The sequence below is a fragment of the Streptomyces sp. S3(2020) genome (assembly GCF_013044505.1).
In the GTDB taxonomy this organism is placed as follows: Bacteria; Actinomycetota; Actinomycetes; order Streptomycetales; family Streptomycetaceae; genus Streptomyces.
In genome coordinates, this window is record NZ_JABERD010000011.1 from 1 (window position 1) to 24,167 (window position 24,167).

Here is a 24,167-nt window from a genome sequence, read left to right on the forward strand (position 1 = left end):
CCATCTCACCGGCCCAGGGGGGTGCCGGGGTCGGCGGCGGTGACGGCGACCGTGATCCGCGTGGCGCCGGCCCGCAGCCGCGCCGGGTCGAGCGTCAGGGTGTCGCCGGACAGCCGGGCTCCCGGGGCGGCGGGCTGGTTGTAGAACACGAAGTCGCCGTCGCCCCGGACCCTGCCGCTGTCGTCGGTGATGAGCGCGGACACATCGAAGGGTCCGGGCACCCGGACGGTCACGGCACCGCCCGGGAGGGGCAGATTGCCCCCGGGGACCAACTCGGTCATCGCGCCGTCCTGGTGTCGTCGTACGGAACCCGCTGGGGGTTGTCCGAAGAACGTGCGCCCGGTCACCGGGGTTCCCGCCCGGTCAGTCCCGCGCGACCCCGGGGGCGATGTCCTCGTGCCGCTCGACGCGCGCCGCCCCTCGGACCGTCGCCGCCCGCTTGCCGCAGAACGCCGACTCCAGGGTGCCCGCCATCGTGTTGAGCACCGTCGCGTTGTTGGAGGTGTTGGCGAGCGCGCTGAGGCTGCGCTTGCCGTCCTTCGATGTGAACGCGTACGTGTAGTAGCCCTGGACGGCGCCCGTGTGGCCGTACACCGACGTCCCGCACGACAGGGTGCGGCGGCGCAGGCCGAGGCCGTACGCCGTGGTGCTGTTGACCTTCCACCACCGCTCCATCTGGTCGAGGCTCTTGGCGGAGGTCAGCTTCCCGCCGAGCAGGGCCGACAGGAAGGTGTTGAGGTCCGCGGTGGTGGAGATGAGCGCGCCCGCGCTCTGGGCCCAGGATGTCGTCTGCCGGGTGGCGTCGATCGGCGCGGCGCCGGCCGTGTCCGAGGTCATGTAGCCGCGGGTGTGACGGCCGGGGATGTTCGTGGCGGGGTGCACGTAGAGCGTGTCGCTCAGCCTGAGGGGCTCGATGATGCGGCTCTGGTAGGCGGTCCCCACGGAGCGGCCGGTGAGCTTCTCGATGAGCATGCCGGCGACCACGAAGTTGGTGTTGGAGTACGAGTAGGCGGCGCCGGGGCTGTTGGTGCGGGCGTGCGCCAGCGAGCGTTTCACCAGCTGGCGGTAGGTGAAGACCTTGGTGCGGACGGCCTCGAAGCCCGGGACGGACTTCGCGAACATGTCGTTGGAGTAGTCGTACAGACCGCTGCGATGGCTCAGGACGTGCCGCACGGTGATGCGGTCGTCGGGCAGCAGGCCCGGCAGATAGCTGTTGACCGAGGCGTTGAGCTTGAGCTTCTTCTCGTCGCGCAGTTGCAGCAGCACCACGGCGGAGAAGGTCTTGGTGACGCTGCCGATGCGGAACCGGTCGAGGGTGCTGATGGTCCGCAGGGTCTTGCGGTCGGCGACGCCGGTGACCATCCGGTGAACGGTGCCGCCGTCGTCGATCCGTGCCATCGCGCCGGGCGCGCCCTGCCGCACGGCGGTGCGCAGCACAGCGCGCAGCCCGGTGATGTCCGGCTGGGGCAGGGCAGCGGCGCTCGTCGGGACCGTGTCGTTCCCGTCGGCCGTGGCGTGGGCCGGGACCGCGAGCAGCGACAGCAGGACCGTTCCCGAGACCGTCGCCCTGCGCAGCGTTGCTGATGTCATCCGAGTGTTCTCCCGTTTCTCCTCGATGCGAGATCGATCACACGTACGCCGGGCAACCTCCTCGCACCCCGTCACATCTCCACAGCTGACGCACAGTTGGTCACTCGTTGCTCACTGAGCGCTGCGGATTCGCAAAGTATTGCCATGAAGTGCAGGAAAAGCGACTATTCAGGCTTTACATGGACATGACTCATCCGTAAGGGTTTGGTCCGGGGGCCCGACCAGCCCCCATGGCGCTCAACCGCGCCATGACCCAGGGCGGTTGGTGATCCCGGCCGCCTTCGCACGAAGGAACCCTCAACAGTGCGTAGACCCCATATACGCAGCCTGGCCGTCGCCGTCGCGGTGACGACGGCCGCCACGGGGCTCGCGGGCACGGCCTTCGCCGACCCGTCCACGGGGCAGCCGGGGAAGGCCCCGGCCGTCACCGCCACGTCCGTCGTCGAGGCGGCCCGCGCCGCCGCGTTCGCCCACACCTCGGCCACCGGAGTCGCCCCGGGCGACGAACTCCGGGCCCAGGACGTGCTGATCGACCCGGAGGGCGCCCGGCACGTCCGGTTCGTCCGGGCCCATCGCGGCATGCCGGTCCTCGGCGGCGACCTCGTCGTCCACCTCACCGAGCAGTTGGCCTACGCGGGCGTCACCCGGGCGGCCGACCACACCGTCGAGCCCAAGGCCACGAGCGCCCGGCTGACGGCCCAGCAGGCCCAGGAGCGCGCCGCCGCCGTCGCCGAGGGGGACGCCGGCCCGGCGGAACTCGTCGTCGACGCCCGTGACGGTGCCTCGGCCCTCGCCTACCAGGTCCGGGTCACCGGCAGCGCCACCACCGAGGCGGGCGGCTCCCGCACGGTCGTCGTCGACGCCGTCACCGGCAAGGTGCGCAGCAACACACCGGACAGCGACGAGTTCCTCTCGCCCCAGCTCATCGACACCCTGCGCGAGCGCGGCGAGAAGCTGGACCCGGCCACCGGCACCGCCCCGCGGGCCGACGCCCTCGCGGCGACCGCCTCCGGCACCGGCAACTCCCTCTTCGCCGGCAAGGTCACCCTGACCACCACCAAGACGGGCAGCCGCAGCTACCTCCTCAAGGACCCCAACCGCTGGGGCACCGAGACCCGGGACGCGAAGGGCCAGGAACTGGAGAACTTCGCCCGCGGCAAGAAGTTCACCAGCACCACCAACAAGTGGGGCAACGGCACCGTCGCCAACCGCGCCAGCGCCGCCGTCGACGCCCAGTACGGCATCACCAAGACCCTGGACTTCTACAAGAAGACCTTCGGCCGCAAGGGCATCGCCAACAACTCCAAGGGCGCCAAGGCGATGGTCCACTTCGGCAACAAGGTGGCCAACGCGTTCTGGGACCCGGCCTGCGGCTGCATGCTGTACGGCGACGGCGACGGCGACATGTTCAAGAAGCCGCTCGTCGTCCTCGACGTCACCGGCCACGAACTCACCCACGGAGTCGTGGACGCCACCGCCCGCCTGGAGCCCACCCGCGTGGACGCGGACGGCAACCAGTACGGCGAGGCCGGCTCCCTCAACGAGTCGCTGGCCGACATCTTCGGCTCGAACGTCGAGTTCAGCGCCAACAACCCGAAGAACCCGCCGAACTACCTGCTCGGCGAGAAGCTCGGCCTGGACCAGAAGTTCCTGCGCCGCCTCGACAAGCCCTCCCTGGACGTCCTCGAAGGCGCCATCGACTACTGGTCACCGGCCGTCTACGACGCCGAGGTCCACGCCGGCTCCGGCGTCTCCTCGCACGCGTACTACCTGCTCGCGGAGGGCAGCGGCCGCAAGAAGATCGGCAGCGTCACCTACGACTCGCCGACCGTCGACGGCCTGCCCGCGAAGGGCATCGGACGCGCCAAGGCCACGGCCGTCTACTACCGCGCCCTGACCCGCTACATGGTCTCCACCACCGACTTCCACGACGCCCGCACGGCGACCCTGAAGGCGGCGAAGGACCTCTACGGGGCGGGCAGCACCGAGTACAAGGCGGTGAACCGGTCCTGGGCCGCCGTCAACGTGACCGCGGCCAACACCCCGGCCGCCCGGCACTGACGGCGCACCGCACGGTCAGGCCCACTGTCTCTCCACCTCGTCGGCCACCCCGAACCCGGCGCCGCAGGAGGGGCAGTGGGCCCTGCCGAAGACATACGTCAGGGCAAGGGCCACCTCGTCCCGGCCCGCCTCCACGGCCTCCCGGTGAAGACGCGCGCCGATCCCCTCCAGCCGCTCCGGGGTCGCCGGCGCGAGCCGTACCCGGCCCTCCTCGTCCGCCGCGCCCGGGCCGGTCACATAGTCGCCCGACACGGAGAAGTAGCCGTGCGAACCGAAGGCGACGAAGAGGCCGTCCTCGCACGCGGGGCACTCCAGCTCGTACTCCTCGCTGAGCAGTCCCTCCAGCGCCGCGGCCCACACTCCGGCGTCCTCGAAGGCCAGCAGGGCCATCTGCAGATAGACGAAGTCGCCCATCCCCAGATCCCGGGCGGCGAAGAGCCCGCGCGCGACGCCCAGCAACTCCTCGATCTCGTGGGCGTACTGCTCGCGGCGGGCGGTGTCCGGGTCCGTCGTGATCAGCCCGGCCATCAGCACCGCCTGGAGCGGCTCGCCGGGGGCCCGGCCCCGAGCGATGTCCGCGAGGACCGGCATCGCCGCCCAGCTCGCCTCGTACACCGACCCCTGATGACAGAGCGCGGACCACAGGTCGCTCCACACCTTGTCGTCGTCGGGGCCGCCGAGCCGCGCGAAGAGCCCCGGGATGTCCTCCGCGCTGCCGTAGGCGTGCGTCAGCCCGGCCCAATCGATCGTCGTCATGGGGTGATTGTGCCGCCCGGCACTGACAGCCCGGTCACAGACGAATCCTGCTTCTTTTATTGACGACGGAAAAGAACACCTCTAAGTTCCCGGCCATGCGCCCGATCACTCGCGCCGAGACGTTCCCCGCGAACACCCCCGCCGCCGCACAGGTGTTCACCACCGTGCTGTCCCAAGGCCCGCTCACCCGACTGGAGGTGGCCCGGCGGGTGGGGCTGTCCGCGGCCGCCGTCACCAAGGCGGTCCGGCCCCTCATCGAGGCCGGCTACCTGGTGGAGGGCGCGGACGACGAGGCCCGCCCCGCACTCGGGCGGCCCGCGAACCTGGTGCGGGTCGACGGTGGACGCGCCCTGTTCATCGGCGTCAAGGTGACCGGCGACGAGATCATCGGCGTCCTCACCGACCTGTGCTGCCGCATCCGCGTCGCCCGTCGGGTGCCGCTTCCCGACCGTGCCGCCAAGGCGGTGCTGGCGTCGATCGCGGACCTGGTCCAGGACCTGCTGACCGAGGCGGGCGGCGTCCCGGTACTGGGCCTCGGCGTCGCCGTCTCCGGAGACGTGGACCGGACCGAAGGCACCGTCCGCTACTCGCCGTTCCTCGACTGGCGCGACGTACCCCTCGCCGAACTCACCACCCTGACCACCGGATTGCCGGTCACCGTCGACAACGACGTACGCGCCCTGACCGTCGCCGAGCAGTGGTTCGGCGCCGGCGCGGGCCTGTCCGACTTCGCCGTGGTGACCGTCGGCGCGGGCATCGGCTGCGGCCTCGTGGTGCACGGCCGGGTGGTCGCCGGGGCGCACGGCGTGGCCGGCGAGATCGGCCATGTGACCGTCGATCCGAACGGCCCCCTGTGCCACTGCGGCAACCGCGGTTGTGTGGAGGCGATCGCGGGAGAGGCCGCGATCGTCCGCCGGATCCAGGAGATCACCGGCGTCGAACCCGCCGACGCGGCCGAGGCGTTGACCCTGGCCCGCCGGGGTGTCGCCGGAGCCCGCGAGGTGTACGCGCGGGCCGGCGAGGCGATCGGCCGCGGCATCGCCACCGTCGCCAACCTCCTGGGCCCCGAACGCGTGATCATCTCCGGCGAGGGACTCGCCGCCTACGACCTGTTCGCCGAACAGATCCGTGACGCGTTCGTCGCGGCCGCCTTCGGCTCCGCCGCACAGTGCGACGTCCAGACCCGCCCACTGCCCTTCGAGGAGTGGGCCCGCGGGGCCGCGGCCACCGCCATCCAGTCCTTCGTCCGAGCCGACACATAACCCCCACGACCCAGGAGGTACGACCCATGCGGTCATCCTCGTACTCCGTCATGCCCGCACGCACCCTCAGAGCCCTGGTGGTCCTGACCCTCGCCGCCGGTGCCGTCACCACCGCACCGACGGCCGGCGCCGAGACCGCCGCTCCCGCCCTCGCCGCCAAGCCCTACATGGGCTGGTCCAGCTGGAGCATGCAGTCGTCCAAGTACCCCGGCCTCAACCCGGACGGCGACTACAGCTACCTCACCGAGGCCAACGTCCTCAAGCAGAGCGACGCGATGGCCGCCAAGCTCAAGAAGTACGGCTACGAATACGTCAACATCGACGCCGGCTGGTGGATGGACAAGACCTGGAAGTCCGGGTTCGACCGGTACGGGCGCCAGCAGGCCGACCCGGTCCGCTTCCCCAGCGGCATGAAGGCCGTCGCCGACCGCATCCACGCCAAGGGCCTCAAGGCCGGCATCTACCTGCCGGCCGGCCTGGAGAAGGGGGCCTACGGCGACGGGCAGACACCGATCTGGAACGCCGACGGCTGCACCACCGCGGACATCGTCTACGGCGACCTGCGCACCACCAACGGCTGGGACAGCTCCTACAAACTCGACTTCTCCCGCCCCTGCACCGCGAAGTACATCGACTCCCAGGCCCGGATGATCGCCGACTGGGGCTACGACTTCCTCAAGCTCGACGGCGTCGGCCCCGGCTCCGGCAAGAGCGGCGACCAGTACGACAACGTTGCCGACGTGGCCGCCTGGAACAAGGCCATCGCCGCCACCGGCCGCCCCATCCACCTCGAACTCTCCTGGTCCCTCGACATCGGCCACGCCGCCGACTGGAAGAAGTACTCCCAGGGCTGGCGCCTCGACACCGACGTCGAGTGCTACTGCAACACCCTCGTCAGCTGGGAGAACTCCGTCGACGACCGCTGGGACGACACCCCCGCGTGGACCCGGCACGCCGGACCGGGCGGCTGGAACGACCTCGACTCCCTCGACGTCGGCAACGGCGAGATGGACGGCCTCACCAAGGCGGAACGGCAGAGCTACGCCACCCTGTGGGCCATCGCCAAGTCCCCCCTCTACACCGGCGACGACCTCACCCGCCTCGACTCCTACGGCCTGTCCCTGCTGACCAACCGCGAGGTCATCGCGATCGACCAGGGCGCCAACCCGCCCGCACACCCGGTCACCCCGTCCGACCCCCAGCAGGTGTGGGCCGCGAAGAACACCGACGGGACGTACACCGTCGCCCTGTTCAACCTCGCCGACCGCCCCGCCGCCGTCACCGCCGACTGGACCGCCCTCGGTTTCACCGGCAAGGCCGCCGTCCGGGACCTCTGGAACCACGAGAACCTCGGCACGTACAAGAACCGGATCACCCAGGCCCTCCCCGCCCACGGCTCCCGCCTCTTCACGGTCACTCCGCGCGGCACCGCGCTGAAGTGGACCGGCGTGGAGGCCGAGTCCCCGGCGAACACCCTCGTCGGCAACGCCTCGGTCGCCGACTGCTCCGCCTGCTCCGACGGGAAGAAGGTCGGCAACTTGTACCTCGGCGGCAAGCTCACCTTCAACGACGTGATCGTCCCCAAGGCCGGCACCTACCAGATCAAGGTCTCCTACATCAGCGGTGACGCCCGCTCCGTGGACGTCTCCGCGAACGGCGGCGGCGCCACCCGCCACAAGCTCCCCGCGACCGGCGACTGGGGGACGGTGTCCAGCGTCCACGTGCCCGTGACGCTCAAGGCGGGCGCCAACACGATCACCTTCGACAGCGGCACCGGCTACGCGCCGGACATCGACCGGATCGACATCCCCCAGTCGTCCTGAGCGAGCCTCACAGGAGCCGTCATGAACACCGGACCGTCCAGACGTGGCGTCCTCACCCTCGCCACGGCGACCGGCGCCCTCACCCTGCTGCCCACGCCCACGGCGACAGCCGCCCCCCGGAGCGACGAACTCCGGTGGCAGGCCCCCGCCGACGAGCACTCGATGATCGAACAAGGACTGCCCGTCGGCAACGGCCGCCTCGGCGCCCTCGCGAGCAACGACCCCGGCCGCGAACTCCTCCTCGTCACCGACGCCACCATGTGGACCGGCGGCCGCAACGACACCCTCGACACCGACGGTCAGTTCCCCTACAGCCGCCAGGACTTCGGCTCGTTCACCCTGCTCGCCCGCCTCACCGTCGACCTACCCGACCACGACCTGTCCGCCGTCTCCGGCTACCGCCGCACCCTCGACCTCGCCCGAGGCGTCCTCACCACGTCGTACGTCCGCTCCGGAGTGACGTACCGGCGGCAGATCTTCGCCAGCCGGCCCGACGACGTGATCGTCCTGCACTTCTCCCAGAGCGGCGGCGGCCGCTACACCGGTACCGTCACCCTGGCGGGCACACACGGCGAGGACCCCGAGGTGTCCTTCGGGGCCACCCTCCCGAACGGACTGCGCTACGGTGCCGCCGTCACCGCGCACGGCAGCGGAGGGCACGTCCGGGTCGAGGGCCCGCACCTCACCTTCGACGGGTGCCGGGACCTCACCGTGATCGTGGCCGCAGGCACCGACTACGCGCCCGTCGCCCCCCACTACCGGGACCCGTCCCGCCACCCCGACACACTGGCCCGCACCAAGGTCCGGGCCGCCGCACGCCGTACGGCGGACACCCTGCTGCGCACCCATGTCGCCGATCACCAGGCCCTGTTCGGGCAGTTCGACGTCTCCCTCGGCACGTCGTCCGAGGAACAGCGCTCCCTCGACACCTGGGAGCGGATCCGGGCCCGCGCCCGGGACGACGTGCCCGATCCCGAACTGGAGTCCCAGTACCTTCAGTTCGGCCGGTACCTGATGATCGCGGGCTCACGCGGCAGCCTGCCCCTCAACCTCCAGGGGCTGTGGCTCGACGGCAACGACCCGGACTGGATGGGCGACTACCACACCGACATCAACCTCCAGATGAACTACTGGATGGCCGACCGCGCCGGACTGTCCCCGTGCTTCGACGCGTTCACCGACTACTGCGTCGACCAGCTCCCGTCCTGGACCGAACTGACCCGGACCCTCTTCAACGACCCCGGCAACCGCTACCGCAACTCCACCGGGAAGATCGCCGGCTGGACCGTCGCCATCTCCACCAACCCCCACGGCGGGATGGGCTGGTGGTGGCACCCGGCCGGCAACGCGTGGCTGTGCAACTCCCTCTGGGAGCACTACGAGTTCACCGGACGACGCGCCCAACTGGAGAAGATCTACCCGCTGCTCAAGGGTGCCTGCGAGTTCTGGGAGGCCCGACTGCTCACCGTCACCCTGCCGGACACCTCCCAGGAGGTGCTCGTCGCGGACAGCGACTGGTCGCCCGAGCACGGCCCGCTCGACGCCAAGGGCATCACCTACGCCCAGGAACTCGTCCGGGATCTCTTCGGCAACTACTGCGCCGCCGCGGCGGAGTTGAAGAAGGACGCCGGCTTCGCCGACACGGTCGCAGGGCTTCGCAGGCGGCTGTATCTGCCGCGGGTCAGCCCCACCACGGGCTGGCTGGAGGAGTGGATGTCCCCCGACAACCTGGGGGAGACCACCCACCGGCACCTGTCCCCGCTCGTCGGCCTCTTCCCCGGCGACCGCATCCGGCCCGACGGCTCCACCCCCGCCGCCCTCGTGGCGGGCGCCACCGCCCTGCTCACCGCGCGCGGCATGGACAGCTTCGGGTGGGCGAACGCCTGGCGCGCTCTGTGCTGGGCCCGGCTCAAGCACGCGGACAACGCCTACCGGCTGGTCGTCGACAACCTCCGTCCCTCGACCGGCGGCAGCAACGGCACCGCGTTCAACCTCTTCGACATCTACGAGGTGGAACAGGGCCGGGGCATCTTCCAGATCGACGGCAACCTCGGCACCCCGGCCGCGATGATCGAGATGCTGCTGTACTCGCGCCCGGGCCACGTCGAACTCCTCCCGGCCCTCCCCGGCGCCTGGGCCGCCTCCGGCTCCCTCACCGGGGCCGGTGCGCGCGGCGGTTTCGTCGTCGATCTACGGTGGAGGGACGGGAAACCGACCGAGGTACGCATCCGCAGCGTCGGCGGCCGCACCACGACGGTCGCGTACGCCGGAACCTCCCGGACCGTGGCGCTGAAGCCCGGCGCGTCCGTCACGCTCAAGGACTTCGACCGATGACGGGCCGCCCCGCCCGGTTCTGCCGGCTGCTGGTCGTCGCGCTCATGGCCGCCGTCCTCCAGGCCACTCCCGCGCGGGCCGCCGCCCAGGGCCCGCCCGACGGCGTCGTCACCTGGGGCGCGAGCGCCGACCGGATCGGTGAGGCGGTCGCCGACCGCGGCTACCGCATGGTCGTGCACACCAGCGTCGCCGGCCGGGACCCGCGCATCCGGCTCTCCAACGCCTTCGGCGACCGGCCGGTGACCTTCGACAGCGTCTACGCCGGCATCCGGAAGGAGGGCGCCGAACTCGTCCGCCGCACCAACCGACGCCTCACCTTCGACGGCTCGGCGTCCGTCACGGTCCCGCCCGGCGCCACCGCGTACAGCGACCCGCTGCCGGGGAGGCTGCCCGCCGGGACCGACCTGGTCGTCAGCGTCCATTCGCCGGACGCGGCGGGCCCGCTCACCGGCCACTGGATGGCCATGCAGACGTCGTACGCCACCCAGGGCGACCACACCGCCGAGGAGGGCGGCGCGCACTGGAGCGAGACCATCGGGTCCTGGTTCTACCTGGACGCGGTGTCGGTGCGCGCCGACGCCGGTGCCGTGGTCGCGCTCGGTGACTCCATCACCGACGGCTGGCAGTCCACGACCGACGTCAACCGCCGCTGGCCCGACTACCTGGCCCGCCGGCTCCAGAAGTCGCGGAACACGGTCAAGGGCGTGGCCAACGAGGGCATCTCCGGCAACAAGGTCCTGGCGGACGGCGCCGGGCAGAGCGCCCTGAACCGGCTGGACCGCGACGTGCTCTCCCAGCCCGGTGTACGGACCGTCTTCCTCTTCGAGGGCGTCAACGACATCAAGGCCCACACCGGCGTCACCGCCCAGGACCTGATCGACGGCTACCGGGAGATCGCCGACCGGGTGCACGCGGCCGGCAAGTGTGTCGTCGGCGCCACCGTCGCGCCCTTCAAGGGCTGGCCGGAGTGGGACCCGGCCGCCGAGGCCGTACGCCAGGAGGTCAACGCGTTCATCCGCGACGGCGGCGCGTTCGACGCGGTCACCGACTTCGACCGGATCCTGCGCAGCCCCTACGACCAGGAGCGGATGCTCCCCGCCCTGGACGGCGGGGACCACATCCACCCCAACGACAAGGGCATGCAGGCCATGGCGGACGCCGTCGACCTGCGGAGCCTCGACTGCGCGGACCGTTGATCACCCCGGGGCGATCAGGCCTTCCCGATAGGCCACGGCCACCGCCTCGGTACGGCTCGCGGCGCCCAGCTTGGCCAGGATGTTGGAGACGTGCACGCTGGCCGTCTTGCCGCTGATGAACAGCTCCTCGCCGATCTGCCGGTTGCTGCGGCCGAGGGCGAGGAGCCGCAGCACGTCCTGCTCGCGGGCGGTCAGGGGCGAGGGGCCGTCCGGTTTCTTCGGCGCCGCCGACAGTCGGCCCCGGCGTATCAGCGTGTCCGCCTCCTCCAGCAGGAGTGTGGCCCCGAGCCGTACGGCCGCCTCCCGCGCCGCACGGGCCTCGACGGCCGCCTCCTCGCGGCGCTCGGCGACGAACAGGGCCTCGGCGTACCGCAGTCGGCAGCGGGCGTGCTCATAGGTGTTGCCGAAGTCGAACGCGGCGACCGCCTTCTCCCAGGCCGCCACGTCCGGACCGGACACCGCCCGCGCCCACTCGGCCTCGGCGCGCGCCAGCCACGCCTGGCCCTCCGGCCCCTGCGGAGTCCCGTCCTCGCCGCGCACGGCCGTGTGGCGGGCCAGCTCCACCAGTTCGTCCGCCGTGGCCGTCCAGCGTCCGGCGCCCGCCTCGTCGCCGGTCAGCCGCAGCCCGGCGGTCGTGTCGGCGACCGCGGACAGCGCGAGGGCGGCGAGCCGGACCGCGACGTCGGGACGGGCGCCCGCGTCGTCCGTGAGGGCCTTGACGGACGAGCGCAGTTGCTCCACCGCCGCCTCGGCGTCCCCGCGCAGCGCCGCCGCCTCGGTCAGCGCGATGCTCGCGACGAGCGTGGCCATCCAGTCGAAGTGGCCGCTGAGCAGGGCGCGTGCCCGGTCGACGGCCGTGAAGTCGCCGCGCGCGAGGGCGACATAGAGGGCGGGCCCGGACGCGTAGCCGTCGATCGCGGGCACTGTCCCGGAGGCGCTCGCCGCCCGCAGGGCCTCGTCCCAGCGCCCCAGCGTGTAGAGCACCAGGAGCTGGAGATGACGCATGGCCTGGGGGTACAGCGAGGACAGCAGCCCGGCACGACGAGCCCGGTCGAGGCCCTCGGCCAGCCAGGGGAGGGACTCCTCCAGGTCACCGGACTCGTAGCTGCCGATGGCGAGGTTGAACAGCGCGCGCAGCTCCACCGATGCGTTGCCGGAGTCGTGTGCCAACTCCCGCGCCTGCCTGATGAGTTCGCGCCCCTCCGGGGTGCGCCGACCCTTGCCCTCCAGGGAGGTGAGCGAGATGAGCAGGTCGGCGCGGGCGTCCGCCGCCCCCAACTGCCCGGCGACGCGCAGGGCCTCGCGCGCGACCCGCAACGCGATCTCGTTCTCGCCGACATGGCGGGCCGCCATGACATGGGTCGCCGCTGCCCACACCCAGGTCCGCGACGGCGGATCGGCCGGGATGAGGGCGAGCGCCTCGCTGCTGTACGCGAACGCCGAGGTCAGGTTGTCGACGCTGATCAGATTCCCGGCGAGGGTGTAGCGGACCCGGGCGGCGAGTTCGGAGTCGGCGTCCTGGTCGATGCCGGCCAGCGCGGCCCGGGTGAGGGAGACCGCACGGTGCGACTCCCCGGCGTGCGCGGCCGCGGCGGACGCCCGCAGCGTGAGCGTGACCCGGTCCTCGGAAGGGCGTGCGGACGCCTCCACCGCCGACCACAGATCGAGGGCCGCCTCCAGATGCCGCAACTCCTCGGCCGGCGCCCCGACCCGCTGCGCGTGATCGGCCGCCTCCAGCGACGCGGCCAGTGCCTCGGCCAGGTCGTGGCTCTCGCGGTAGTGGTGGGCGCGCTCGGCGGCGGACTCGGCCGGGTGCCCGTGGCCGGCCAGCAGGCGGGCGAACGCGCCGTGCAGCCGGGCCCGTTCACCCGGGAGCAGATCGGCGTAGACGGCCTCCCGGGCCAGCGCGTGCCGGAAGGAGTACGTGTCGCCGTCCCCGGGCACCAGGAGTTGCCGCCCCACGGCCTCCCGCAGCGCCGACTCCAGCTCGTCCTCGGGCAGTCCGACGGCGTCCCGCAGCAGCGCGTGCTCGACCCGGCGCCCGGCGACGGCGGCGGTACGCAGCACCTGCTGGGCGGTCTCGGAGAGCTGCTCGAACCGGATGAGCAGCACGTCGGCGAGCCCGCTCGGCACCCCGTCCCCCTCGGTGTCCGTGGCCGCGACCAGTTCCTCGGCGTAGAACGCGTTGCCCTCGGCCCGCGCCACGATGCCCCGGACGGTGGCGTCCGGCAACGGCCGGTCCTGGAGCGCCTGCACGAGCCGTGTCACCTCGGCGTCGCCCAGCGGCCGCAGTTCCAGGCGCTCCACGGCGGGCAGCCGGACGAGCTCGGCGAGGAGCGGCCGCAGCGGATGACGCCGATGCAGGTCGTCGGCCCGGTACGAGGCGAGGACCGCCAGCCGATGGGTGGGCGCCCCGCCCGCCGACCGCTGGAGGATGCCCCGGCTGAGCAGGAACCTCAGCAGGTCCCGCGAGGACTGGTCGGCCCAGTGCAGATCCTCCAGCACGAGCAACAGCGGTGCGACATCGGCCAGATCGGCCAGCAGCCCGGCCATGCCCTCGAACAGCTGCAACCGTCCGCCGTCGCCCTCGCCCCCCAGCAGCCGGCCGGCCACCGGGTGCCCGGAGAGGACGGGAGCGAACCGCTCGTCGGAGGCGAGCACCCCCAGGATCTCGGTGAACGGCAGATACGGCAGGCCGACGTCACCGAGGTCCACGCAGTGCCCGGTGAGCACGGTCATCCCGGTGCGGGCGGCCCGCTCGGAGGCTTCGCCGAGGAGCCGCGTCTTGCCGACTCCGGCGTCCCCGGCGATCAGTACGGCACGTGCTTCACCACTGCGGGCACGCGACAGCACCCCGTCGAGCCGGGCGAGTTCGTCGCCACGGCCGATGAGCGGTGAAGAGAAGGAGGTCGGAGGCACGAACACATCCTGTCACCAATGCGCAGAAGCCCCCGAGTCAATCAGCCCCGCAACGTCTTCGCCCAGTCCGCCGGAACCCGTCCCCGCGGACCCGGCGAGGGCTGATCCACCGGATGACTGTCCGGCGCCGCGAGCGAGGGCCCGGACTCGAACATCTCCTTGGTCGAGAAGTTCCAGTACCACTCCTCGCCCGGCTCGAAGCTCTGCACCAGCGGATGCCCGGTCTCCTGGAAATGCGCCGTGGCGTGCTTCGCGGGCGACGAGTCGCAACACCCCACATGCCCGCACTGCGCACACCGTCGCAGATGGAACCACCACCCGCCCGCGGCCTCGCACTCGGCGCAGCCGTTCCCGCTGGGCGGCACGGCGGCGTCGAGTCCCTGGATCTCGGTCATTCCAACTCCTCGCTCGTCTCGCTCTCCGCGGCGGTGAGCGGAAGCAGCACCTGGAACCGCGTGTCCCCCGGCTCCGACTCCACCTGAAGCGTCCCGTGATGCTTGTTCACGACGATCCGCCACGAGATGTCGAGCCCGAGCCCCGTCCCCTCGCCCACCGGCTTGGTGGTGAAGAACGGATCGAAGATCCGGCTGCGGATCTCCTTCGGCACCCCGGGCCCCGTGTCCCGGAACTCCACCAGCAGCCGCTCGTGATCGAGTGCCGTCCGCACGGTCAACGTGCCCTCGCCGCCCGCGCCGTTGATCGCGCCGACCGCGTTGTCGATCAGGTTGGTCCACACCTGGTTGAGTTCCGCCGGGTACGCGGGGATCTTCGGGAGCGTCCGGTCGTACTCCTTGACGACCTGGATCCGCTGTCCGATCTTTCCCGACAGCATCAGCAGTGTGCTGTCGAGGAGTTCGTGCACATCGGCGTTCTGGAAGGGTGCCCGGTCGAGCTGCGAGTACTGCTTGGCGGCGTCGACGAGGTGCGAGATGCGGTTGGTGGAGTCGTTGATCTCGTCCATCAACAGCTCGGTCTCGACGGTGTAGTTGAGCCAGCCGATCGCGTTGGGCAGGAGCTCCCCGTCGACGGCCGCGGCGACCTGGTCCAGCCAGTCCACGTCGAGACCGGCCTGCACGAAGGTGGGGGCGAGCCGCCAGCCGTTCTGGATGTCGTGGTCGTCCAGCCAGTCGGTGACCGCGTCCTCGCGGTCCGAGGCCTCCAGCGGGCTCAACGTCGGTGCCTTGGCGACCCGTTCGGCCGTGCGGTCCTGGATGTCGATGAGGTTCGCCATGACCTCGGGGGCGTAGTTCCCCTGGGCGATGATGGCGAGCTTGTGCCGCATCTTGCCCACGCGCTCCCGCAGGGTCGCGGTGGCCCGCACGGCGGCGGCCGCCGGGTTGTTGAGCTCGTGGGTGAGTCCGGCGGACAACGAGCCGAGCGCCAGCAGCCGTTCACGCTGGCCGATGGCCCGCTGGGTGCTCTGCGAGCCGAAGAACAGCCCTTCCAGGAGGTGGACCGCCATCGGGAACCACTCCTGCATGAACTCCGAGAACTTCTCACCGGGCAGCACGAAGAACCGGGTCGGCTCCGTGACCCGCATGGAGTTCTTGTAGACCTGCCGCACCCGGTCCCCGAGGTAGGCCTGCATGGACCCCGCGTACACCCCGCGCTGCGAGGTCCGCGTGACCTCCACGTCATCGCCGCCGACCCGGCGGGACAGCACGACCGTGCCCTCGATCATCACGTAGAAGCAGGTGGCGGGCTCGCCCTCGGTGTAGACGGGACCGGGTTCGAACCGCTCCACCCGCCCGGAACTGCACAACTGCCCGAGCTGCTCGGGGGACAGCTTCTCGAACAGGAACAGCGCCCCGATCTCCGCGGGGCTGCACGGCACGAGCTGCCCGCTCATGACTGCTCCAGATACCGGTGGACGAGCATCACGGCCATGGCTCCCTCTCCGACGGCGGACGCGACCCGCTTGGCGGACTCGGCGCGGGCGTCCCCCGCCACGAACACGCCGGGGACGTTGGTCTCCAGGTGGTACGGCGGCCGGTCCAGGTCCCAGTCCGCAGGCGGCCGTCCGTCGGCGGTCAGATCGGGTCCGGCCAGGATGAACCCGTGGTCGTCGCGCAGCACCGTGCCGTCCAGCCAGCCGGTCAGCGGGGCCGCGCCGATGAACACGAACATCCACTGCGCGTCGACGAGTTCGGTCTCCCCGGTGTCCACATCGCGCAGGGTGAGCTGCTCCAGATGGTCGGAGCCGTGGGCGGACTCGACGACGGTACGCGCGCGTACCGAGATGTTGGGGGCCTCGCCGATCTGCTGGATCAGGTAGTGCGACATCGACGCCGACAGGTCGGGGCCGCGCACCAGCAGCGTCACCGACTTGGCGCCCCGGGACAGGTACATCGCCGCCTGCCCCGCGGAGTTGGCGCCGCCGACGATGTAGATGTCCTGCCCCTGGCAGGAGGACGCCTCGGTCAGTGCCGAGCCGTAGTAGACCCCGCAGCCGGTCAGGTCGGTGCAGCCGGGCGCCTCCAACTGCCGGTAGGACACACCGGTCGCCAGGATCACGCTGTGCGCGGCGACCGCGGAGCCGTCGGAGAAGCGCACGGTCCGTGCCGCCCCGTTCACCTCCAGGCCGGCCACCTCACGGGCGGTGAGGATCTCGGCGCCGAACTTGGCGGCCTGCCGCCGCGCCCGGTCGGTGAGCTGGGCGCCGGACACCCCGTCGGGGAAGCCCAGGTAGTTCTCGATGCGTGAGCTCTGCCCCGCCTGACCGCCGGTCGCGGACCGTTCCACGAGGACCGTCCGCAGCCCCTCCGAGGCGCCGTACACCGCGGCCCCGAGTCCGGCCGGGCCACCGCCGATGACGACGAGGTCGTAGAAGTCCGCGGTGGGTGTCGTGGCCAGACCCACGTGCGTGGCCAGATCGGGTGCCTCCGGCTCGACCAGGGGAGTGCCGTCCGGGGTGACGACCACCGGCAGCCGCTGTCCGTCCTGGCCCGCGGCGGCCAGCAGCCGCTGCCCCTCGGGCTCCTCGCTCGAGTACCAGCGGTAGGGCACCTGGTTGCGGGCCAGGAACTCCCGCACGTCCGAGGAGCGCGCCGACCAGCGGTGCCCGATCACCTTGGTGGCGGGCACCGGACGGTACTCACTGCACCGCCACGCCTCCAGGAGGTCGTCCAGGACCGGGTAGAGCTTCTCCTCCGGCGGGTCCCACGGCTTGAGGAGATAGTGGTCCAGATCCACGACGTTGATCGCGTCGATCGCCGCGTTGGTGTCCGCGTACGCCGTCAGCAGCACCCGTCGCGCGCCCGGATACACGTCCAGGGCCTGCTCCAGGAACTCGATGCCGTTCATCTGCGGCATCCGGTAGTCGGCCAGGATCACCGCCACCAGGTCCCCGCGCAGCTTCAGCTCGCGCAGTGCCTCCAGCGCGGACTCGCCGGACTCCGCGCGCACGATCCGGTACGACTCGCCGTAGCGCCGCCGCAGGTCCCGGGCGACGGCACGGGAGACCCCCGGGTCGTCGTCCACGGTCAGGATGACGGTCCGCGCTGATTCGGCGGCCTGTGCCATACGTCTCCCACCCCGAGAGTTCGGCTGCGCGGTACCGCGTTGCCGGCACCGCGTCGGCTCTGGCCCATCGTATGTTCGATCGCCCCGCTTCGCTCAGGTATGCGAGCGGCGCTCGCCGAGCACGCAGAACTCGTTGCCCTCGGGGTCCACGAGCGTGATCCACGGGAACTGGCCCGGTGCCGCGCCGTCCCAGTACCGGGCGCCGAGGGCGAGGAGGCGGGCCACCTCGGCGGCCTGGTCGTCGGGGCGGAAGTCGAGGTGGAGGCGGTTCTTGATCGTCTTGCCCTCGGGGACCGGGACGAAGAGCAGGCCCGGAAGGCGGTCCTTCTCCGGCTGGATCTCGAACTCCTCGGCAGAGTCGTTGACCACCACCCAGCCGAGGGCCTCGGCCCACCAGCGGCCCAGTGCCGCCGCGTCGGCCGCGTCCACGTTCACTTGTTCCCATTCCAGGCTCATGACGGCAGCGTAGTGAAGACTTGGTCCGAAGGACGACGCGACGACGCAGGGAGACAGCCGTATGACCCGCCCGATCACCGTGGGGTTCGACGGAACCGAGGAGAGCCTCGCCGCACTGGACTGGGCGGCGCGGGAGGCGGTCCGCCGGGACCTCGCGCTGCGCGTGGTGCAGGCCTGGCGGTTCCAGCCGCACGACGATGTCGAGGTGGCCGACGCCGACACCCAGACCGGGTGGGTGCGGGACGCGGTGACCGAGGCGACCGGAGCCGTCACCGCCCGGTATCCGGGCCTCACCGTGCACACCGACGTCCTGGAGGGCGGCACCGTCGAGACGCTTCTCGACGCGGCCGCGGACACCGAGGCGCTGGTGCTGGGCTCGCGCGGGCACGGGCCGGTCGTCGGGTTCCTGCTCGGCTCGGTCGGACAGCAGGTGATCGCCGGGACCACGCGGCCCGTCGTCCTGGTGCGCGCCGGGGACCAGCCCTCCGCCGAGGCCGCCGGCCGCGAGGTCGTCGTGGGCCAGCAGGGCGAGCCGGAGGACAGCGCTGCCGCCCTGCGGTTCGCGTTCGAGACGGCCGCGGCGCGCGGGGCGACCGTGCGTGCCGTGCGGGCCTGGACGCTGCCGCCGGTGTTCGCCTACAGCCCCGGCTCCCTCAAGCTCCTCGACGAGGCGGGAGGTCTGGAGCCGCGCGAGAAGCAGGCGCTGGGGGCGGCGCTGGAACCGGTGCGGGAACAGTTCCCCGACGTCCCGGTCGTGGAGCACGTCGAGATGGGCAGCGCGGGACAGGTGCTGCTGTCGGTGGCGGGGCGGGCCCAGCTGATGGTCGTCGGCCGGCGCGCCCACCGCACCGCCGTGGGCGCCCGGATCGGCTCTGTCGCCCATGGCGTGCTGCATCACGCGGGCTGCCCGGTGGCGGTGGTCCCGCCCGCGTGAGTCACTCCGTGACGGTGGGCAGGAGCGTCTCGCGCGCCTTGGGCAGGACGTTCTCGATGTAGTCGTCCACGGCGGTGTCCAGGCCGATGTCGTGCTGCGCCCGCTCCGACAGGTACCAGCGGTGTTCGAGCAGCTCGTGGTAGATCTCGGCCGGGTCCATCGACCCGCGCAGGTCGAGCGGCACCGCGCGCACGGTCGGCCGGAAGACGTCCCGCACCCAGCGGTGGGCGAGGACCTCGGGGCGGGCGCCGAGGGGGTCGCCCGGGGCGTAGTCGTCCTGGGTGGCCATCCAGCTCTCCAGGTCGTTCAGCAGCCGCCGGGCCTGGTTCTCCTCGGTGTCCAGGCCCGTCAGCCGCAGCAGCTGGCGCTGGTGGTGTCCGGCGTCCACGACCTTGGGCACGAAGGTGACCGTGTCCCCGTTGGCCGCGTGCTCGATCTGCATCTCGGCCACGTCGAAACCGAGCTCGTTGAGACGGCGGATCCGGCGCTCGATGTAGTGGTACTTGCCCGCCGGATAGACGGAGGTGCGGGTCAGCTCGTCCCACAGACCTTGGTAGCGGGCGCAGATCTCCATGCCGAACTCGATCGGGTCGACGGAGGGGTGCAGCGCCCCGGAGGCCTCCAGGTCGAGGAGCTCGCCGCTGATGTTCACCCGCGCGAGGTCGAGGTCGTACTCGCGCTGTCCGTTGCTGAGCTGTGGGTGCAGGTCGCCGGTCTCGGCGTCGACGAGGTAGGCGGCGTAGGCGCCCGCGTCACGGCGGAACAGGGTGTTCGACAGGGAGCAGTCGCCCCAGGCGAACCCGGCCAGGTGCAGCCGGACCAGCAGCACGGCCAGCGCGTCCATGAGGCGGTGCATGGTGGCGGGGCGCATGGTCGTCTCGAACATCGACCGGTACGGCATGGAGCCGGTGAGGTGGCGGGTGACCAGGACGGACTCCAGCGGTTCGCCGTTCCGGTCGGTGCGGCCGGTGACCACGGCGAGGGGGTCCACGGAGGGGATCGCGAGCCGGTCGAGGTCGCGGAGCATGTCGTACTCGTTGAGGGCGGGCCGCTCGGCGAGCTCCTTGACGGCGATCACCTCGTCGCCGGCGCGGGCGTAGCGCACGACATGCCGGGATATGCCGCGCGGCAGCGGGACCAGGACCTCTTCCGGCCACTCCTCCAGGGGGACGTCCCACGGCAGCTCCAGCAGGAGCGCGGGGTGCTCCGGGTTCGTCGCGCTGATCTGGAGTGCCATGGGCCGTTCGTCCTCGCCTCGCGGGTGATCGTCACCTCACCTTAGAGGGCGCGCTCCCTGGCCTGAAGTGCCGCTTCACGGACCGGACCGCGGTGCGCCGGACCGTGGCCGGGGAGCAGGAGGTCGCCCTCCAGGGCGGCGAGGACGTCCAGCGAGGCCACGGCGCGGGCGCGCTCGTGGTGGAACATGTCCGGGAGCAGTTGAGGTCCCTTGATCCGCGAGGTCGGGTGGCCGCTCACCAGGGCGTCACCGGAGATCAGTACGCCGGTGTCCGGGAGGTGGAAGGCGGCGTGTCCGTCGGTGTGGCCCGGGGTGTGCACGGGGACCGGCCGGCCCGGCAGGTCGAGGGCGCCCTCGGAGGGGAACGCCTCGGGGGCGGTCACCGGGACGTGGGCCTTGCCGCCGGAGCGGATCGCGTGCAGCGCCCACGGCACGACACCCGGCCGCCAGCCGTTGCGCACCACGTCACCGACGGTCACCTGGTGCAGGAACTCCCGGCGGGCGTGCGGTACTTCGGCGTCATGGAGGTACACGGGCGTGCCGTACGTGGCGCGCAGGTACTCGGCCGAACCCAGGTGGTCGTTGTGGGCGTGCGTGATCAGCACCGCGGCGACCGCCTCGGGTGAACCGCCCACCTGCGCAAGGGAGGCGAGCACCTGCTCGCGGTCCCCGGGGTAGCCGGTGTCGACCAGGGTGACGGCGTCCCCCTCGGTGAGGATCACCCAGTTGGTGTTGCTCCCGTGCACCAGGTAGGTGCCGGCGGCGACTTGCTGCACGTCCGTCTGCATGATCGTCCCGAGGGGTGAGGTGCCTGCTCGACAGGCACAGCAAAGCAGACCGGACGGGGGCCGGAGTCGGCGGGTCCGGTCGCGTCCCGAAGAGCGGGCGCGCCAGGACAAGGCACCCCAGTGGGCGGGCCGTAACCGCCCCCCCCCGTGCGGCGGAAGGGCTGCCTCCGGCGCCGTCCGCCGGAGGCAGCCCCCCGCGTGCCTCCGAAGCAGCCGCCTCTCTGCCTCAGTGCACGCCGTGCGGGCGGAACTGGACGCTGATGCGCGGTCCCGCGGCGCGCGCGGTCTTCGGTACGGAGTGCTCCCAGGTCCGCTGGCAGGAGCCGCCCATCACGATCAGGTCGCCGTGGCCCAGCGGGCGGCGCACGGCACCGCCGCCGCGCATCGGACGCAGCAGCAGATCGCGGGGCGCGCCGAGGGAGAGGATGGCGACCATGGTGTCCTCACGGGCGCCCCGGCCGATCCGGTCGCCGTGCCAGGCGACGCTGTCCCGGCCGTCGCGGTAGAGGCAGAGCCCGGCCGTGGTGAACGGCTCGCCCAGTTCGGCGGCGTAGTGCGCGGTGAGCGCCTCGCGGGCCTCTGTCAGCACCGGGTGCGGCAGTGCGTCGGCCACGCCGTAGAACGCCAGCAGCCGCGGTACGTCGACGACCTGGTCGTACATCGTGCGGCGCTCGGCCCGCCAGGGGACCTCGGAGGCGAGCTGTTCGAACAGCGGGTCGGAGCCGCCGAGCCATCCGGGGAGCACGTCGATCCAGGCACCGTGGCCGAGCTCGGTCCGGCGGATCCCGTCGAGGGGGCCGAGCCGCAGGTCGTCGGTCTGGTCGAAGAGCGAGGCCTGGAGGTGCGTGGTCATGGGTCCAGCGTACTCCTTATTCGAAAATGTGTTCCCATTCGAATTCTCGGCCCTTTCGATACATTGATGTATCGGATACATTCCCGTATCGAACGGAGGTCCGGGCATGACGGTGGAGATCAAGCGCGTGACCAAACGCCGGGTCCGCACGCGCGCGAACCTGCTGGACGCGGCCTTCGCGGTGTTCGCCGCCAAGGGGTTCGGGCGGGTCTCCATCGAGGAGGTCTGCGAGGCCGCCGGGTACAGCCGGGGCGCCTTCTACTCGAACTTCGACAGCCTGGACGAGCTGTTCTTCGCCCTCTACCAGCAGCGGGCCGACCTGATCGCCGACCAGGTGGCCGGAGCGCTCGCCCTCGACGGACCGGACCTCGACGTGACCGCCGCCGTCGACCGCGTCACCGAGGTGCTGCTTCTGGACCGGGACTGGCTGCTGGTGAAGACGGACTTCCTGGTGTACGCCGCCAGGGAACCGGCCGTGGCCGAGACCCTGCTGGAACACCGGGCGCGCCTGCGCCAGGCCATCACCGAACGACTGGGCCGCGCCCAGGGCCACACCACGCTGCCCGCCGTGCTCGGCGGCCGTGACGGCGCCGCCCATGCCGTGGTGGCCGCGTACGACGGAGTCACCACCCAACTGCTGCTGGACCGGGACGTCGAACGCGCCCGCGCCTGGCTCAAGCAACTGCTCACCGCGCTGCTGACCGACAGCAGCGACACCACCGTATGAGGAAGGGACGGTCGCCATGGATGCCGACGTCATCGTCGTCGGAGCGGGCCTCGCTGGCCTGGTCGCCGCGCACGAACTGACCAGCCAGGGCCGCAGGGTCGCGCTGGTCGACCAGGAGAACGCCGCCAACCTCGGCGGCCAGGCCTTCTGGTCCTTCGGCGGGCTCTTCCTCGTCGACTCCCCGGAGCAGCGGCGCCTGGGCATCAAGGACTCCTTCGACCTCGCCTGGAGCGACTGGCAGGGCAGCGCCCGGTTCGACCGCGAGGACGACGAGGACTCCTGGGCGGTGCGCTGGGCCCGCGCCTATGTCGAGTTCGCGGCGGGGGAGAAGCGGTCCTGGCTGGAGGGGCACGGCATCAAGTTCCTGCCGACCGTCGGCTGGGCCGAACGCGGTGACCTGCGCGCCCACGGGCACGGCAACTCCGTACCCCGCTTCCACGTCTCGTGGGGCACCGGCACGGGCGTCGTCGAACCCTTCGTCGACTACGCCAAGCAGGCCGCCCGCGACGGGCTGCTCACCTTCTACTACCGCCACCAGGTCGACGAACTCGTCATCGAGGACGGGCAGGCGCGCGGCGTGCGCGGCACCGTCCTCGCCGAGGACAACTCCGCACGGGGCGTGAAGTCCAACCGCGACAGCGTCGGCGACTTCGAACTCACCGCCCAGGCCGTCGTCGTCACCAGCGGCGGCATCGGAGCCGACCACGACATCGTCCGCCGCTACTGGCCCGAACGCCTCGGCACCCCGCCCACCGAGATGGTCACCGGCGTCCCCGCCTACGTCGACGGCCGGATGCTCGACATCAGCGCGGAGGCGGGCGTACGACTCGTGAACCGCGACCGCATGTGGCACTACACCGAGGGCATCCAGAACTGGGACCCGATCTGGCCCGGCCACGGCATCCGCATCCTGCCCGGACCGTCCTCGATGTGGTTCGACGCCCTGGGCCGCCGGCTGCCCGAGCCGTGTCTGCCCGGCTACGACACCCTCGGCACCCTGAAGTACCTGCGCACCACCGAGGACATCGCCGGCCACGACCACTCGTGGTTCATCCTCACCCAGAAGATCATCGAGAAGGAGTTCGCGCTGTCGGGCTCCGAGCAGAACCCCGACATCACCGCCAAGGACCGGATCGGGTTCCTCAAGGAGCGGATCCTCGGCAAGGGTGCCCCGGGGCCGGTCGACGCGTTCCTGCGCAACGGGGCGGACTTCGTGACCGCGCCCGACCTGGAGCAGCTCGTGGAGAAGATGAACGCCCTGACGGACAAGCCGCTCCTCGACGCGGCCGTGGTACGCCGCCAGATCGAGGCCCGCGACCTCCAGATCGCCAACCCGTACAGCAAGGACGCCCAGATCCAGGGCATCCGCAACGCCCGCCGCTACATCGGCGACAAGCTCGGCCGGGTCGCCACCCCGCACCGCATCCTCGACGCGGACGCCGGCCCGCTGATCGGCGTCAAACTGCACGTCCTCACCCGCAAGACCCTCGGCGGCATCCAGACCGACCTGGACTCCCGAGCCCTGGACGCCGACGGCAACCCGATCGGCGGTCTGTACGCGGCGGGCGAGGTGGCCGGCTTCGGCGGCGGCGGCGTGCACGGCTACAACGCGCTGGAGGGCACCTTCCTCGGCGGCTGCCTGTTCTCCGGGCGCGCGGCGGGCCGTGCGGCGGCACGACAGACCGGCTGAGAGCCGGATCGGCGGGCGG

18 protein-coding genes and 1 pseudogene are annotated in these 24,167 nt (G+C 71.6%); 8 read left to right on the forward strand and 11 right to left on the reverse strand.

All coding sequences use genetic code 11. From position 1 onward, the window contains the following. Positions 1 to 8 precede the first annotated feature (8 nt). Together HLK59_RS05855 and HLK59_RS05860 are read right to left on the reverse strand one after the other, a co-directional pair. A pseudogene (locus HLK59_RS05855) lies at positions 9 to 281 on the reverse strand (TerD family protein); the annotation flags it as partial. 82 nt (positions 282 to 363) lie between these two features. Beyond that, a complete protein-coding gene (locus HLK59_RS05860; protein ID WP_171140151.1) occupies positions 364 to 1,590 on the reverse strand; it encodes a serine hydrolase domain-containing protein in 1,227 nt (408 codons plus the stop codon). Between the two features lie 303 nt (positions 1,591 to 1,893). Between HLK59_RS05860 and HLK59_RS05865 the strand changes: the two genes are divergently transcribed. After that, entirely contained in the window at positions 1,894 to 3,651 is a 1,758-nt protein-coding gene (locus HLK59_RS05865) for a M4 family metallopeptidase (protein WP_171140152.1), read from the forward strand. A gap of 15 nt (positions 3,652 to 3,666) precedes the next feature. Here the strand turns inward: HLK59_RS05865 and HLK59_RS05870 are convergent, their stop codons facing one another. Next, positions 3,667 to 4,407, reverse strand: a complete 741-nt coding sequence (locus HLK59_RS05870) for a hypothetical protein (protein ID WP_171140153.1) — start codon at positions 4,405 to 4,407, stop codon at positions 3,667 to 3,669. Positions 4,408 to 4,502: 95 nt separating this feature from the next. On the opposite strand from HLK59_RS05870, the gene HLK59_RS05875 reads away from it, so the two are divergent. Genes HLK59_RS05875 through HLK59_RS05890 form a run of 4 tightly spaced genes read left to right on the forward strand, consistent with a single transcriptional unit; the run spans position 4,503 to position 11,022 of the window. Further along, positions 4,503 to 5,669, forward strand: a complete 1,167-nt coding sequence (locus tag HLK59_RS05875; protein ID WP_171140154.1) for an ROK family transcriptional regulator — start codon at positions 4,503 to 4,505, stop codon at positions 5,667 to 5,669. Positions 5,670 to 5,695: 26 nt separating this feature from the next. Beyond that, positions 5,696 to 7,492 (forward strand): carbohydrate-binding protein, encoded by a 1,797-nt coding sequence (locus HLK59_RS05880; protein WP_171140155.1) that lies wholly within the window; start codon positions 5,696 to 5,698, stop codon positions 7,490 to 7,492. Between the two features lie 21 nt (positions 7,493 to 7,513). After that, positions 7,514 to 9,826 carry a glycoside hydrolase N-terminal domain-containing protein gene (locus tag HLK59_RS05885; protein ID WP_171140156.1) on the forward strand — a complete coding sequence of 771 codons (2,313 nt, stop codon included), beginning with the start codon at positions 7,514 to 7,516 and terminating at the stop codon, positions 9,824 to 9,826. Beyond that, on the forward strand, positions 9,823 to 11,022 hold the full coding sequence (locus HLK59_RS05890) for an SGNH/GDSL hydrolase family protein (RefSeq protein ID WP_171140157.1): 1,200 nt from the start codon (positions 9,823 to 9,825) through the stop codon (positions 11,020 to 11,022). Before HLK59_RS05885 ends, HLK59_RS05890 begins: the two co-directional genes overlap by 4 nt. Here the strand turns inward: HLK59_RS05890 and HLK59_RS05895 are convergent, their stop codons facing one another. From HLK59_RS05895 to HLK59_RS05915, 5 genes are all read right to left on the reverse strand, one after another. After that, positions 11,023 to 13,941, reverse strand: a complete 2,919-nt coding sequence (locus HLK59_RS05895) for a helix-turn-helix transcriptional regulator (RefSeq protein ID WP_171140158.1) — start codon at positions 13,939 to 13,941, stop codon at positions 11,023 to 11,025. It abuts the gene before it with no gap. 41 nt (positions 13,942 to 13,982) lie between these two features. Next, positions 13,983 to 14,336 (reverse strand): UBP-type zinc finger domain-containing protein, encoded by a 354-nt coding sequence (locus HLK59_RS05900; protein WP_171140159.1) that lies wholly within the window; start codon positions 14,334 to 14,336, stop codon positions 13,983 to 13,985. Next, positions 14,333 to 15,790 carry an ATP-binding protein gene (locus HLK59_RS05905; protein WP_171140160.1) on the reverse strand — a complete coding sequence of 486 codons (1,458 nt, stop codon included), beginning with the start codon at positions 15,788 to 15,790 and terminating at the stop codon, positions 14,333 to 14,335. Before HLK59_RS05905 ends, HLK59_RS05900 begins: the two co-directional genes overlap by 4 nt. Continuing rightward, entirely contained in the window at positions 15,787 to 17,463 is a 1,677-nt protein-coding gene (locus HLK59_RS05910) for an FAD-dependent oxidoreductase (RefSeq protein WP_171140161.1), read from the reverse strand. The genes HLK59_RS05905 and HLK59_RS05910 overlap by 4 nt, the downstream gene beginning before the upstream one ends. A gap of 93 nt (positions 17,464 to 17,556) precedes the next feature. Further along, entirely contained in the window at positions 17,557 to 17,919 is a 363-nt protein-coding gene (locus tag HLK59_RS05915; RefSeq protein ID WP_171140162.1) for a VOC family protein, read from the reverse strand. Between the two features lie 61 nt (positions 17,920 to 17,980). Here HLK59_RS05915 and HLK59_RS05920 point away from each other — a divergent pair, with 61 nt between their 5' ends. Continuing rightward, positions 17,981 to 18,853, forward strand: coding sequence for a universal stress protein (locus tag HLK59_RS05920; RefSeq protein WP_171140163.1), 873 nt, complete (start codon positions 17,981 to 17,983; stop codon positions 18,851 to 18,853). Position 18,854: 1 nt separating this feature from the next. On the opposite strand, the gene HLK59_RS05925 is transcribed toward HLK59_RS05920, so the two are convergent. The 3 genes from HLK59_RS05925 to HLK59_RS05935 form a co-directional block, all read right to left on the reverse strand. After that, on the reverse strand, positions 18,855 to 20,090 hold the full coding sequence (locus HLK59_RS05925; RefSeq protein WP_171140164.1) for a DUF4032 domain-containing protein: 1,236 nt from the start codon (positions 20,088 to 20,090) through the stop codon (positions 18,855 to 18,857). Positions 20,091 to 20,131: 41 nt separating this feature from the next. After that, a complete protein-coding gene (locus tag HLK59_RS05930) occupies positions 20,132 to 20,878 on the reverse strand; it encodes an MBL fold metallo-hydrolase (protein ID WP_171140165.1) in 747 nt (248 codons plus the stop codon). Between the two features lie 226 nt (positions 20,879 to 21,104). Next, positions 21,105 to 21,731 (reverse strand): alpha-ketoglutarate-dependent dioxygenase AlkB, encoded by a 627-nt coding sequence (locus HLK59_RS05935; protein ID WP_171140166.1) that lies wholly within the window; start codon positions 21,729 to 21,731, stop codon positions 21,105 to 21,107. Between the two features lie 106 nt (positions 21,732 to 21,837). Between HLK59_RS05935 and HLK59_RS05940 the strand changes: the two genes are divergently transcribed. Together HLK59_RS05940 and HLK59_RS05945 are read left to right on the forward strand one after the other, a co-directional pair. Continuing rightward, positions 21,838 to 22,458 (forward strand): TetR/AcrR family transcriptional regulator, encoded by a 621-nt coding sequence (locus HLK59_RS05940; protein ID WP_171140167.1) that lies wholly within the window; start codon positions 21,838 to 21,840, stop codon positions 22,456 to 22,458. A gap of 16 nt (positions 22,459 to 22,474) precedes the next feature. Then, entirely contained in the window at positions 22,475 to 24,148 is a 1,674-nt protein-coding gene (locus HLK59_RS05945) for an FAD-binding dehydrogenase (RefSeq protein ID WP_171140168.1), read from the forward strand. The last annotated feature ends 19 nt before the right edge of the window (positions 24,149 to 24,167 follow it).

Bases quoted from the DNA above. Each gene is read 5' to 3' on its own strand.
- HLK59_RS05880 (WP_171140155.1), top strand. From the start codon at position 5,696: ATGCGGTCATCCTCGTACTCCGTCATGCCCGCACGCACCCTCAGAGCC.
- HLK59_RS05860 (WP_171140151.1), bottom strand. From the start codon at position 1,590: ATGACATCAGCAACGCTGCGCAGGGCGACGGTCTCGGGAACGGTCCTG.
- HLK59_RS05925 (WP_171140164.1), bottom strand. From the start codon at position 20,090: ATGGCACTCCAGATCAGCGCGACGAACCCGGAGCACCCCGCGCTCCTG.
- HLK59_RS05945 (WP_171140168.1), top strand. From the start codon at position 22,475: ATGGATGCCGACGTCATCGTCGTCGGAGCGGGCCTCGCTGGCCTGGTC.
- HLK59_RS05910 (WP_171140161.1), bottom strand. From the start codon at position 17,463: ATGGCACAGGCCGCCGAATCAGCGCGGACCGTCATCCTGACCGTGGAC.
- HLK59_RS05930 (WP_171140165.1), bottom strand. From the start codon at position 20,878: ATGCAGACGGACGTGCAGCAAGTCGCCGCCGGCACCTACCTGGTGCAC.
- HLK59_RS05870 (WP_171140153.1), bottom strand. From the start codon at position 4,407: ATGACGACGATCGATTGGGCCGGGCTGACGCACGCCTACGGCAGCGCG.
- HLK59_RS05915 (WP_171140162.1), bottom strand. From the start codon at position 17,919: ATGAGCCTGGAATGGGAACAAGTGAACGTGGACGCGGCCGACGCGGCG.
- HLK59_RS05875 (WP_171140154.1), top strand. From the start codon at position 4,503: ATGCGCCCGATCACTCGCGCCGAGACGTTCCCCGCGAACACCCCCGCC.
- HLK59_RS05890 (WP_171140157.1), top strand. From the start codon at position 9,823: ATGACGGGCCGCCCCGCCCGGTTCTGCCGGCTGCTGGTCGTCGCGCTC.
- HLK59_RS05900 (WP_171140159.1), bottom strand. From the start codon at position 14,336: ATGACCGAGATCCAGGGACTCGACGCCGCCGTGCCGCCCAGCGGGAAC.
- HLK59_RS05935 (WP_171140166.1), bottom strand. From the start codon at position 21,731: ATGACCACGCACCTCCAGGCCTCGCTCTTCGACCAGACCGACGACCTG.
- HLK59_RS05885 (WP_171140156.1), top strand. From the start codon at position 7,514: ATGAACACCGGACCGTCCAGACGTGGCGTCCTCACCCTCGCCACGGCG.
- HLK59_RS05920 (WP_171140163.1), top strand. From the start codon at position 17,981: ATGACCCGCCCGATCACCGTGGGGTTCGACGGAACCGAGGAGAGCCTC.
- HLK59_RS05940 (WP_171140167.1), top strand. From the start codon at position 21,838: ATGACGGTGGAGATCAAGCGCGTGACCAAACGCCGGGTCCGCACGCGC.
- HLK59_RS05905 (WP_171140160.1), bottom strand. From the start codon at position 15,790: ATGAGCGGGCAGCTCGTGCCGTGCAGCCCCGCGGAGATCGGGGCGCTG.